Source organism: Micrococcus sp. HG099, from assembly GCF_024723355.1.
In the GTDB taxonomy this organism is placed as follows: Bacteria; Actinomycetota; Actinomycetes; order Actinomycetales; family Micrococcaceae; genus Micrococcus; species Micrococcus endophyticus.
In genome coordinates this window covers 1-11,707 of sequence record NZ_JANQCJ010000071.1, presented here as the reverse complement: position 1 = coordinate 11,707, position 11,707 = coordinate 1, and the positions used below count along the sequence as shown (strand labels likewise).

At 74.4% G+C, this 11,707-nt stretch carries 9 protein-coding genes; 3 read left to right on the top strand and 6 right to left on the bottom strand.

All coding sequences use genetic code 11. The annotated features are described in order from the left end of the window. The 3 genes from NWP10_RS07530 to NWP10_RS07520 form a co-directional block, all read right to left on the bottom strand. The coding region (locus NWP10_RS07530; protein ID WP_258300423.1) for a biotin/lipoyl-containing protein at nt 1–740 on the bottom strand (740 nt) is incomplete at its 3' end. Next, nucleotides 737–1,786: an alpha-ketoacid dehydrogenase subunit beta gene (locus tag NWP10_RS07525; protein WP_184169736.1), complete on the bottom strand. Its 1,050-nt coding sequence runs from the start codon at nt 1,784–1,786 to the stop codon at nt 737–739. The genes NWP10_RS07530 and NWP10_RS07525, both read right to left, overlap by 4 nt. Before the next feature lie 2 nt (nt 1,787–1,788). After that, on the bottom strand, nt 1,789–2,991 hold the full coding sequence (locus NWP10_RS07520; protein ID WP_258300422.1) for a thiamine pyrophosphate-dependent enzyme: 1,203 nt from the start codon (nt 2,989–2,991) through the stop codon (nt 1,789–1,791). Between the two features lie 188 nt (nt 2,992–3,179). Here NWP10_RS07520 and NWP10_RS07515 point away from each other — a divergent pair, with 188 nt between their 5' ends. Further along, on the top strand, nt 3,180–3,653 hold the full coding sequence (locus tag NWP10_RS07515) for an Lrp/AsnC family transcriptional regulator (protein ID WP_158494190.1): 474 nt from the start codon (nt 3,180–3,182) through the stop codon (nt 3,651–3,653). A 52-nt stretch (nt 3,654–3,705) separates the two neighbouring features. Here the strand turns inward: NWP10_RS07515 and NWP10_RS07510 are convergent, their stop codons facing one another. Next, nucleotides 3,706–5,013, bottom strand: a complete 1,308-nt coding sequence (locus NWP10_RS07510; RefSeq protein WP_258300421.1) for an MFS transporter — start codon at nt 5,011–5,013, stop codon at nt 3,706–3,708. Nucleotides 5,014–5,075: 62 nt separating this feature from the next. On the opposite strand from NWP10_RS07510, the gene NWP10_RS07505 reads away from it, so the two are divergent. Beyond that, nucleotides 5,076–6,578 (top strand): NCS2 family permease, encoded by a 1,503-nt coding sequence (locus NWP10_RS07505; RefSeq protein ID WP_258300420.1) that lies wholly within the window; start codon nt 5,076–5,078, stop codon nt 6,576–6,578. A 257-nt stretch (nt 6,579–6,835) separates the two neighbouring features. Then, nucleotides 6,836–9,163, top strand: coding sequence for a S9 family peptidase (locus NWP10_RS07500; protein ID WP_258300419.1), 2,328 nt, complete (start codon nt 6,836–6,838; stop codon nt 9,161–9,163). Nucleotides 9,164–9,248: 85 nt separating this feature from the next. On the opposite strand, the gene NWP10_RS07495 is transcribed toward NWP10_RS07500, so the two are convergent. Further along, the gene (locus NWP10_RS07495) at nt 9,249–9,806 is read right to left on the bottom strand and encodes an SDR family NAD(P)-dependent oxidoreductase (protein WP_017489140.1); all 558 of its coding nucleotides are present in this window, start codon (nt 9,804–9,806) and stop codon (nt 9,249–9,251) included. An 11-nt stretch (nt 9,807–9,817) separates the two neighbouring features. Next, nucleotides 9,818–11,704 carry a glycoside hydrolase family 15 protein gene (locus NWP10_RS07490; RefSeq protein WP_258300425.1) on the bottom strand — a complete coding sequence of 629 codons (1,887 nt, stop codon included), beginning with the start codon at nt 11,702–11,704 and terminating at the stop codon, nt 9,818–9,820. Between the last annotated feature and the right edge of the window lie 3 nt (nt 11,705–11,707).

The following is an 11,707-nucleotide window of genomic DNA, read 5'->3' as shown; positions in this document are numbered from 1 at the left end:
GCCGCGGCCTGCGGGGCGTCGCCGCCCTGCGCCGCGGAGAGCACGTCCGCGCGGGTGATCAGGCCGTCGGGGCCGGTGCCGGTGAGGGCGGCGACGTCGACGCCCTGCTCGCGGGCGAGCTTGCGCACGATCGGGCTGGTCACGCGCGGGGCGCGGGCCTGCCCGGCCTGCTCCCCCTGCCCGGACGCCGCGCCGGAGCCGCCGGCCGTCGTCGTGCCGGCGCCGCGGCGGCCGCGCTTGGACGGGCGCGTGCGGGACTTCGCCGAGTGGCCGGAGGTGCCGTAGCCGATGAGCACGGCGCCGGAGGCCTCCTCGTCGGAGCCGGCCACGTCGCCGTCGCCGCCGCGGGCCTTGTCCGGCTTCGGCTGGACGCCGGCCATCTCCTCCTCGCGGTAGCTCAGCGCGCCGGGGCGGTCGGCCTCGGCCGCGTCCTCGCCGGTGGCCGGCGGGACGGCCTGGGCTTCGGTGCCGGCCACGGGGGCGGAGCCCTCGCCGGACTCGCCGGCGGCGCCCACGGTGATCAGCGGGCGACCGACCTCCATGGTCTGGCCCTCCGCTCCGTGCAGGGTGAGCACGGTGCCGGCGTACGGGCTGGGCACCTCCACGAGGGCCTTGGCGGTCTCCACCTCGACGATGGGCTGGTCGACGACCACCTCGTCGCCCTCGGCCACGAGCCAGCGGACGATGTCCGCCTCGGTCAGGCCCTCGCCCAGATCGGGCAGCAGGAAGGTGTTGCTCATGCGCGGGCCTCCTCGGCGTCCAGGTCCCAGTTCAGGTCGTCGATCGCGTCCAGGATGCGGTCGATGTTCGGCAGGTGGTGCTCCTCGAGCTTCGGCGCGGGGAACGGGATGTCGAAACCGGTCACGCGGCCCACGGGGGCGGCCAGCGAGTGGAAGCAGCGCTGCTGGATCCGGGCCACCAGCTCGGAGGCCACGGACGCGAAGCCCTGGGGCTCGGCGACGACGACGGCGCGGCCGGTCTTGGAGACCGAGGCGGCCATGGTGTCCTCGTCCAGCGGGTTCACGGTGCGCAGGTCCACGACCTCGACCGAGAGGCCCTCCTCCTCGGCCGCGCGGGCGGCGGCGAGGCAGGTGGGCACGGAGGGGCCGTAGGAGACGAGGGTGACGTCGGAGCCCTCGCGGACGACGGCGGCGCGCGCCCAGGCCTCCCCGTGCTCCTTCTTCTCCTCGACGCGGCCCCAGCGCTCCTCGAACTCGGCGCGCAGGTCCTCGAGGTCCAGTTCGGCCTTGGTCCAGTACATCTTCTTGGGCTCCATGAAGACGACCGGGTCGTCCAGACGGATGGCCGCCCGCAGCATCATGTACGCGTCCTTCACCGACGCCGGGGTGTACACCTTCAGGCCCGGGGTGTGCGCGTAGTAGGACTCGGAGGAGTCGCAGTGGTGCTCGACACCGCCGATGCCGCCGCCGTAGGGGATGCGGATGGTCATGGGCATCGGGGTGGCGCCCTTGGTGCGGTTGCGCATCTTGGCCACGTGCGAGGCGATCTGCTCGAACGCCGGGTAGGCGAACGCGTCGAACTGCATCTCGATCACGGGACGCGCCCCGCCGAGGGCCATGCCCACGGCCATGCCGGCGATGCCGGACTCGGCCAGCGGGGTGTCGAAGCAGCGCTCCTCGCCGAAGCGCTTGGTCAGCCCGTCCGTGATGCGGAAGACGCCGCCCAGGGTGCCGACGTCCTCGCCGAACACCACCACCATGTCGTCGGCGGCCATCTCGTCGGCCAGCGCCGCGTTGAGCGCGGCGGCGAAGGTCAGGGTCGCCATGCTCAGGCCTCCTGGTTCTCGGAACGGGACAGCTCCTCGGCCAGCTGCGCGCGCTGGGCGGCGAGCTGCGGGGTCTGCACGGAGTAGACGTGGTCGAACAGCTCGAGCGGATCGAGCTCCGCCTCGGCGTTCATGGCGTCGCGCAGGTCCTTCGCGACGTCCTCGGCGGCCTGGGCGATCTCCGCGGAGACCTCCTCGGTGAGGGCGCCGGTGGACTCGAGGTAGGCGGTCATGCGGCGCAGCGGGTCGCGCGCCTCCCACTCCTGCACCTCGGCGTCCTCGCGGTAGCGCGTCGGGTCGTCGGTGTTGGTGTGGGCCTGCATGCGGTAGGTGTCCGCCTCCACGAGGAAGGGGCCCTGGCCCTGGCGGCACAGGTCCACGGCGCGGCCGAGCACGGCCAGCAGGGCGCCGAGGTCGTTGCCGTCCACGCGCTCGCCGGCCAGGCCGTAGCCGACGGCCTTGTGGGCCAGCGAGGGGGCGGCCGACTGCTTGGCGAACGGCACGGAGATGGCGAACTTGTTGTTCTGCACGAAGAAGATCACCGGCAGCTTGAACACGGCCGCGAAGTTCAGCGCCTCGTGGAAGTCGCCCTCGGAGGTGCCGCCGTCGCCGACCATGGCCAGGCACACGACCTCCTCGCCGCGCAGGCGGGCGGCCTTGGCCATGCCGACGGCGTGCAGCAGCTGGGTGGTCAGCGGGGTGGACTGGACGGAGACGTGGTGCTCGTTGGGGTCGTAGCCCTGATGCCAGGTGCCCTGGTAGGAGACCATGACCTCGAGCGGGGGCACGCCGCGGGCAATCACGGCCACGGTGTCCCGGTAGGTGGGGAAGAGCCAGTCCTGCTTGCCGAGGCACACGGCGGCGGCGACCTCGGAGGCCTCCTGGCCGTGCGAGGAGGGGTAGACGGCCATGCGGCCCTGGCGCACGAGGGCGTAGGCCTGGTCGTTGACGCGGCGGCCGATCACGAGGTGGCGGTAGGCCGTCAGGAGCTCCTCGTCCGAGGGCAGCGGGTACTCGTGGCCGGGCTCGGCGCCCTGCTCCTCGGGGGACAGCAGCGTGCCGTCCTCGCCGATCAGCTGGATGCGCCGGGTGGCGGGCAGCAGGTACTCCTCGAGGGAGATGCCGAAGGCGGCGCCGGCGTTCGGACGGGCCTCGGCCTGATCGGTCCGGGCCGAGCCGGACACGGCGGGGGTGGGGTCGCTCACGTTGGGTCCTCTCGATCTGTGAAGATCAGTGTGCCGACTTCGGGCAATGTGTCGCGCCCTCGCGCGGCACCATCAGACGTTCCGGGTGCTTTTCGCTCCCGACGTGGACATCCTGCTACTGTGATCGTTGCCACGTGGACGGTCCGCCGCCCCGCGGCCCGAGCCGCTCCCCGTCCCCAGGAGGACCCATGCCCACCGAGGCCCTGGACCGCGTGGACCGTGCGATCGTCCGCGCGCTGACGCAGGACGGGCGCATGTCCGTGGCGGCGCTGGCCGAGCGCGTGCACATCTCCCGCGCGCATTGCTACTCGCGCCTGAACCGCCTGCAGGACGCCGGCGTCATCACGGGGTTCACGGTACGCGTGGATCCCGTGAAGGTGGGCTTCGGCGCGTCCGCCCACGTGACTCTCAAGCTGCGCCAGCACAACTGGCGCGAGCTGCGCGCCACCCTGCTGGCCATCCCCGAGGTCTGGCACGTCTCCCTGGTGGGCGGCAACGTGGACGTGATCCTGCTCGTGCGCGCCCGGGACACCGCGGACCTGCGGCGCGTGATCTTCGACGAGCTGCAGACCCTGCCCGGCGTCGTCGACACGCAGACGTACATGGTGTTCGACGACCACGCCTCCGGCCAGACCCTGCCCCCGGAGGACCCGGCCGCCTGATCGGCGCCGGCGGGCCGCGGCGGGGCCGGTCGCCGCGTCGTCCCCGGACGCCTCAGCGACCGCGGACGACGACGGGCGGCGGGTCCGCCACCGCCCCCGGCCGGCGGGGCAGCACCCCGGCGAACACCGCCGCGCCGACCGCGCACACCGCGGCCAGGGAGCCCACGCCCACAGCCAGCCCCGCCGCCGCCGTCACCCCGGAGAGCAGCAGCGGGCCGGCGAGCATCCCGGCGTCGGACATCGAGCGCCACATCCCGAGGAACTGCGCCCGCGCGTTCGGCGGCGAGTAGTCGGCCCCGAGGGTCATCACGATGCCCGCGCCGAACCCGTTGCCGATGCCCAGCAGCACGGTCGCCGCGGCGAACGCGGCCGGGTCCCGGGTCAGGCTCACCGCGAGGAAGCCCGCGCCGAGCACGGCCAGGCAGGGCACCGCGACCGCGCGCCGCCCATGCCGGTCCATCAGCCGGCCCGCCGGGTAGAAGAGCAGCAGGTCCACGGCGCCGGCCAGGCCGAACACGAGGGACGCGCTCGCGGCGTCCATCCCCAGGTGCATGGCCCACAGCGGGATCACCGCGTTGCGCGCCGCCCGGGCGGCCGAGACCGCCACCACGCCGAAGCCCGCCGTCAGCAGCACCCCGCGCCGGGCCCGGGCCACGTCCGCCACGCGGGGCCGGTCGGCCGGGACGGGCTGCGCCCCAGGATCCGCGCCCGGGGCGGCCGCGCCGGAGGCGGGCAGGTCCCGGATCCGCAGGCACAGCAGGGCGCCGGCCGCCATGGCCGCCGTGGCCGCGGCGAACGCCCCGTCCAGGCCCATCGCCGCCTGCACGGCCGCGCCCAGGAACGGGCCGAGGAACACGCCGATCCGGATGGTGCCCCCGAGCGTGGACATCGCCCGGGCCCGATGGCTCGGCGGCACCGCCACCGCCAGGTACGCCTGCCGGGCCAGGTTGAAGCCGGACCCGGCCATGCCCACGGCGAGCACCGCCGTCAGGTAGAGGGCGAGCCGGCCCGGCTCCACCACGCCCTCGCGCCCCGGCGAGGAGGACAGGCCCGCCGTCGTCGCCCAGGCCAGGGCGGCGCCGGCGGTGCCGAGGAACGCGGAGACCACGATGGTCACCCGCTCCCCCGCCCGGGCGGCGAGCTCGGAGGCGGGCGCGTTGGCCACGAGGGAGCCCAGGCCCACGAGCACCACGACGGCGGCCGCCCGGGCCGCGTCCAGTCCCAGGGCCAGCGCGGCCACCGCGAGCGCGGGCGTCATGGCGCCCAGGCCCACCGCGTAGACGGTGGAGGGGGCGTAGATCTGCACCGCGCCCCGCAGGGCCTGCCGGGTGCGGGCGGCGGAGGCGGAGCGGCGGGACATGTCCGCGAGCGTAGTCGCGACGCGCGCACGCCGCCGTCCCCGCCGGTCACTACCCTTGTCCCATGGCCTCTCGCACCGCCTCCGCACAACCCCCGTCCACCCCCCGTCCGGCCCCCTCCTCCGGCGCCCCCCGCGGCGCCCTGGACCGGTACTTCCGCATCACGGAGCGCGGCTCCTCGGTGGCGCAGGAGTTCCGCGGCGGCCTCGCCACGTTCCTGGCCATGAGCTACATCGTGGTGCTCAACCCGCTGATCCTCTCCGGCCCGGACTCCGCCGGGAACACGCTGGGCATCCCGGCCGTGGCCGCGGTCACCGCGCTGGTGGCCGGCGTCATGACCATCCTCATGGGCGTGTGGGCGCGCCACCCGTTCGCGGTGGCGGCCGGCCTGGGCGTCTCCGCGTTCGTGTCCATCACCATCGCCACCACCCCGGGCCTCACCTGGCCCCAGCTCATGGGCCTGGTGACCCTCTCCGGCCTCGTCATGCTCCTGCTCGTGGTCACCGGCTTCCGCCGCGCGGTGTTCGACGCCGTCCCGGAGGCCCTGAAGTCCGGCATCGTGGTGGGCATCGGCCTGTTCATCGCCCTGATCGGCCTGGTCAACGCCGGCTTCGTGCGCCGCCTGCCGGACGCCGCCCAGACCACCGTCCCCGTGGGCCTGGGCACCGGCGGCGAGCTCGAGGGCTGGCCCGTGCTCGTGTTCGTGGTGGGCCTGCTGCTCACCGCCGTCCTCGTGATCCGCAAGGTGCGCGGGGCCATCCTCATCGGCATCGTGGCGGCCACGATCGTGGCGAACATCCTCGAGGCCGTGTTCCACATCGGCCCCTCCGTGGACGCCGCCGGCCAGCCGAACCCCACCGGCTGGTCCCTCATCGCCCCGTCCCTGCCCGACTGGACCGCCCCGGACCTCTCGCTGCTGGGCAGCGTGGACCTGTTCGGCGCGTTCGCCTCCGTGGGCCCCCTGATGGCCTCGCTGCTCGTGTTCGCGATCCTGCTCTCCGTGTTCTTCGACGCCATGGGCGTCTCCGTGGGCCTGGCCCGCGAGGCCGGCAACGTCAACCCGGACGGCTCCATCCCGGACCTGAACCGGGTGCTCGCCGCGGACGCGCTCGCGGTGACCGTGGGCGGCGGCGCCTCGGGCTCGGCCAACCAGATCTTCGTAGAGTCCGGCACCGGCATCGGCGAGGGGGCCCGCACGGGCCTGGCCTCCGTGTTCACCGGCCTGCTGTTCCTGGCCGCGATGTTCCTCTCCCCGCTGATCTACCTCGTGCCGTTCGAGGCCGTGGCCCCCGCGCTCGTGGTGGTGGGCTTCATGATGTGCCAGCACGTGGTGCAGATCGACTGGAAGGACCCGGGCGCCGCGTTCCCGGCGTTCCTCACCTTCATCCTGATGCCGTTCACGTACTCGATCGTCAACGGCATCGGCGCCGGCGTGATCGCCTACGCCGTGATCCGCACCGGCCAGGGCCGGGCCCGCGAGGTGCACCCGCTGCTGTGGTTCGTGGCGCTGGCGTTCGTGGCCTACTTCGGCATGGGCGTGGTCCGGGCGGGGCTCGGCCTGAGCTGACCCTCCCCCACCCCGTCACGACGGCGGCGCACCGGCCCGGTGCGCCGCCGTCGCCGTCTCGGGGCCCGGTGGGGGCCGCAACCCGGCGGATCTTCTCCAGCCCCGGACCCGGGCCCGGCCCCGACCAGGCCACCCCGCGTTGCGCTCACGACTCGCCGCACGCCCGCATCGCCGACGGCGAGTCGTGAGCGCAACGCGGGCAAGGGCCAGGGCACGACGGCGGCGCGGCTCGGCACGACGCCGCGCGGCGTGATGGGATGGGCGGCATGCCCGAGAACACCGCTGCGCGCGACGCCGCCGTCGCCCCCGAGACCACCCCTGCCGCCCCGACCGCGACCGAGCGGCCCGTCCCGCCGACCGCCGCCGTCGCCCCCGTCGCGGACACCGAGCCGACGGAGCGCACCCACCACGGCCACACGTTCACGGACGAGTACGAGTGGCTCCGCGGCAAGGAGGAGGCGCGGGTGCTGGAGCACCTGCACGCCGAGAACGCGTACACGGACGCCGTGACGGCGGACCAGGCGCCCCTGCGCGCGGCGATCTTCGGGGAGATCAAGGCCCGCACCGTGGAGACGGACCGCTCGGTGCCGTCCCGGCGCGACGGCTGGTGGTACTTCGCCCGCACCAAGGAGGGCGCCGAGTACCCCGTGCACTGCCGCGTCCCCGCCGCGGACACGGGCGACCTCGAGGCGGATTGGACCCCGCCGGTCGTCACCCCGGACGCCCCGCTGGAGGGCGAGCAGGTGATCCTGGACGGCAACGCCGAGGCCGAGGGCCACCCGTTCTTCGCGCTCGGCGGCCTGCACATCAGCCCCGACTCGACCCGCGTGGCCTACGCCGTGGACCACACCGGCGACGAGCGCTTCACCCTGCGCGTGCGCGAGATCGCCACCGGCGAGGACCTGCCGGACGTGGTGGAGAACATCGCCCACGGCGTCCGCTTCGACCGCTCCGGCGCGCGCGTCCTCTACACCGTGTGGGACGACTCGTGGCGGCCGTACCAGGTCAAGGCCCACGTGCTGGGGACCGATCCGGCGCAGGACCAGCTGCTCTACGAGGAGTCCGACCCCGGCATGTGGACCGGCTTCACCGGCACCGCGGACCGCACCCAGCTGCTCATCGGCGTCGGGAACTCGGAGGTCTCCGAGACGCACGTGGTCGACCTGCCCGAATCCCCCGACGCGCCCCTGCCTGCCCCGCGCCTGCTCATCCCGCGTGCCTGGGGGATGCTGGCGGACGTCGAGCCGGTCACCGGCGCGGACGGGGTGAGCCGCCTGCTCGTGGTGCACGACCGCACGGTCGACGACGCCGGCGCCGACGCCCCCGCGCCCAACGGCATGCTCTCCCTGGTGGCCGAGGCGGACGTGGCGGACCGCGGCGCGTGGCGCACCGTGGTGCCCCACCGCGAGGACGTCAAGGTCGACGGTGTCATGGTGACCCGCACCCATGCCGCCTTGGCGGTGCGCCGGGAGACGACGCCGCGCGTCGTCGTCGCCCCGCTGGACTCGGTGCTCGCCGGCGAGGCCGCCGACTGGCGCGAGCCGGCCTTCGAGGAGGAGCTGTACGCGTGCCACCTGGCCTCGACGGCGGCCGAGTCGCCGTTCCTGCGACTGGCCTACACCTCCTGGATCAGCCCCGCCCGCGTGCTGGACGTCTCCGCCGCAACCGGCGAGGTGCACCTGCGCCGCGAGACGGAGGTCCCCGGCTACGACCCCTCCCTGTACGTGGCCGAGCGCGTGTGGGCGCCGGCCTCCGAGCCGAGCTCCGTCACCGGGGAGCCCGTGCGCATCCCCGTGACGGTGATCCGCCGGAAGGACGTGGCCGCGGACGGCACCGCCCCCTGCGTGGTCTACGGCTACGGCTCCTACGAGATGTCCATGGACCCCGTGCTGGGCGTGGCCCGCCTGTCCCTGCTGGACCGCGGCGTGGTCTACGCGGTGGCACACGTGCGCGGCGGCGGCGAGCTGGGCCGGCGCTGGTACGAGGACGGCAAGAAGCTGGCCAAGCGCCACTCCTTCACCGACTTCGTGGACGCCACCCGTCACCTCGTGGACCTCGGCTGGGCGGATCCGGCCCGCGTGGCCTGCACCGGCGGCTCGGCCGGCGGACTGCTGATGGGCGCCGTGCTCAACCTCGCCCCCGAGCTGTACCGGGCGTGCCTGGCGGTGGTGCCCTTCGTGGACGCGCTGACGTCCATCCTGGACCCGGAGCTGCCGCTGTCCGCGCTGGAGTGGGAGGAGTGGGGCAACCCCATCGAGGACCCCGAGGTGTACGCGGCCATGCGCGACTACACGCCGTACGAGAACGTGCGCGCCGTGGACTACCCGGCGATCGCCGCGGTGACGAGCCTGCACGACACCCGCGTGCTCTACGTGGAGCCCGCCAAGTGGGTGGCGCGGCTGCGCCGCACCGTCACCTCGGACCAGGCCACGCCCCTGGCCGAGGGCGGCGCCCCGATCCTGCTGCGCACCGAGATGGACGGCGGCCACGGCGGCGCGTCCGGCCGGTACCAGGGCTGGGAGGACACCGCGTGGGAGTACGCGTTCCTGTTGACGGCACTGGGGGCGACGCAGCGGGTGGACTGAGCGCGTGGACTGGGCGCGCGGGCCGGGCTGCGGGGAGCCCGGCCCGCGCGGGGTCACAGGGTCACAGGGTCACGGGGTCACAGGGTCACTGGGCCAGGAAGCCGCCGTCGACGACGAACTCGGCGCCGGTGATGAAGGAGGCGTCCTCGGAGAAGAGGAACAGGATCGCCGCGGCGACCTCCTCGGGCTGGCCCACGCGCTTCATGGGGGCCGCGTCCGCGAGCATCTGGCGGTCGGTCTCGCCGAGGATCGACGAGGTGTTCACCACGGAGCCCTTGCGCTTCTTCAGCTCCTCGGCGGCGGCCTCGGTGCCCAGGAACACGGAGGTCTGGGTGATGGCCACGACCTTGTCGTAGGTCTCCTTGGAGGTGACCTCGAGCGGCTCGTTGTCGCCGATGCCGGCGTTGTTGGCGAGGTGGTCCACGCCGCCCATGACCTCCACGGCCTGGGCGACGGCGTCCGTCCAGGACTGCTCGTCCGCCACGTCGAGGCGGGGGAAGAAGGCCTTGCCGCCGGCCTCGGTGATCTCGACGACGACCTGCTCGCCGATCTCGGCGTTGAGGTCGGCGATCGTCACGTGGCCGCCCTCGGCGGCGTAGCGGACGGCCGCGGCCTGCCGATGCCGGGCGGGCCGCGGATTCATTCCCGGCCCCCTCAGCCCTCTCCCCCGGCGGCCCCGCGCGCCTCCTCCAGCGCGTCCACGGCGCGGATCAGCCCCAGGTGGGAGAACGCCTGCGGGAAGTTGCCGGCCATCCGGTCCCGGCCGTCGTCGTACTCCTCGGCCATGAGGAACAGGTCGTTGGAGCACTCGTCCAGGCGGGCCATCAGCCGTTCCGCGTCCGCCAGGCGCCCCGAGCGGGCATACTGCTCCACGAGCCAGAACCCGCACATCATGAACGGCGCCTCCTCTCCCGGCAGCCCGTCCATCCCGGACGCGCGGTAACGCATCACCAGCCCGGTCTCCGTGACGAGGTCCCGCTCCACGTCCGCCACGGTGGCGAGCATGCGCGGGTCGTCGTGGGGCAGGAACCCGGTGTGCGGGATCTGCAGCAGGGAGGCGTCCGTCTCCTCGGACGCGTAGGTCTGCCGGAACCCGCCGGAGGGCCCCACGCCCTCCGTGAGGATCTCCTCGCGCAGCTCGTCCCGCGCCTGCTCCCAGGCGGCCAGCTCCTCGTCCTCCGCGGGCAGGCCGTGGTCCCGGGCGGCGTGCAGCGCCTGGTCCAGGGCGGCCCACATCATCACCCGGCCGTGGGTGAAGTACGCGGGCTCGCCGCGCATCTCCCACAGCCCGTGCTCCTTCGTGTCCCGGTGCTCCAGCACGCGCTCCACGAGCCGCTTCTGCAGGGTCCAGGACCAGCGGTCCTCGTCCACGCCGGCGTCCCGCAGCCGCCCGAGGGCCAGCATCACGGTGCCGATCACGTCCGCCTGCCACTGGTCCGCCGCCCCGTTGCCCACGTGCACGGGGCGGGAGCCCTCGTAGCCGGGCAGGTGCTCCAGGTCCCGCTCGGGCATGCGGCGCTCCCCGGAGAGCGTGTACATGATCTGCACGTCCCGGGGGTCGCCGGCGATCGCGCGCAGCAGCCAGTCACGCCACGCGCACGCGTCGTCGGTGTGGTTGTGGGCCATGAGCGCCTCGAGGGTCAGCGCGGTGTCCCGCAGCCACACGTACCGGTAGTCCCAGTTGCGCACGCCGCCGATGTCCTCCGGCAGGCTCGCGGTGGGGGCGGCCACGATCCCGCCCGTGTCCCGGTGCGTGAGCCCCTTGAGCACCAGCAGGGAGCGGGCCACGCGGTCCGCCCGCGGGCCGGTGGCCAGCGGCTCGCCCAGCCACTCGACCCAGTCGGTCACGGTGGCCTCGAGGGCCCGCTCCGGGTCCGGGGCGGCCGGGGCCATGGACCACGAGGGGTACCAGGCCAGCGTCCACGCCGCGCTCTGCCCGGCCTCCAGGCGGGTGCGCCCGCGGTGGGCCGTGCCGTCCGGGCGCAGGTCCGGGCCGTGCACCGCGAGCGCGTCGCCGCCGGCCACCACCGCCAGGAAGGACTCGTCCGCCGGGTCCGTCTGCCGCGAGACCCACGGCACCACCTCGCCGTAGTCCATCCGGAACTGCAGGCACTGGTCCACGCTGACGCTGCCGGAGGTGCAGCGCACGAGGCGCACGAGGTCCGCCCGGGCCGCCTCGCCCTCGCCCTCGTCGGCCAGGGCGCCGGCGTCGTCGTCGTGGGCCCGGCCGGAGCCGCGGTGGCTCGTCAGCGGCATGAAGTCGAGGACCTCGGCCTCGCCGTCCGGGCCGCACCAGCGGGTGCGCAGCACGAGGGTGCCGGGCAGGTAGGCGCGCTCGCGGACCTCGCCGTCGGCGATCCGCAGCCTCCACCGGCCGTGCTCCGGCTCGCCGAGCAGGGAGGTGAACACGGACGGCGCGTCGAACCGCGGCAGGCACAGCCACGTCACGTCCCCGTCCCGGGTGAGGAGCGCCCCCGAGTGCTGGTTGGAGAGGTACGCGTGGTCCTCGATGAGCGGCTGGCGGGGGGTCGCGGTGGTCATGCC

What these genes read in the sequence shown, in the direction of transcription:
- NWP10_RS07500 (WP_258300419.1), top strand. Translation starts at nt 6,836, where the DNA reads ATGGGCGGCATGCCCGAGAACACCGCTGCGCGCGACGCCGCCGTCGCC.
- NWP10_RS07495 (WP_017489140.1), bottom strand. Translation starts at nt 9,806, where the DNA reads ATGAATCCGCGGCCCGCCCGGCATCGGCAGGCCGCGGCCGTCCGCTAC.
- NWP10_RS07490 (WP_258300425.1), bottom strand. Translation starts at nt 11,704, where the DNA reads ATGACCACCGCGACCCCCCGCCAGCCGCTCATCGAGGACCACGCGTAC.
- NWP10_RS07510 (WP_258300421.1), bottom strand. Translation starts at nt 5,013, where the DNA reads ATGTCCCGCCGCTCCGCCTCCGCCGCCCGCACCCGGCAGGCCCTGCGG.
- NWP10_RS07525 (WP_184169736.1), bottom strand. Translation starts at nt 1,786, where the DNA reads ATGGCGACCCTGACCTTCGCCGCCGCGCTCAACGCGGCGCTGGCCGAC.
- NWP10_RS07505 (WP_258300420.1), top strand. Translation starts at nt 5,076, where the DNA reads ATGGCCTCTCGCACCGCCTCCGCACAACCCCCGTCCACCCCCCGTCCG.
- NWP10_RS07515 (WP_158494190.1), top strand. Translation starts at nt 3,180, where the DNA reads ATGCCCACCGAGGCCCTGGACCGCGTGGACCGTGCGATCGTCCGCGCG.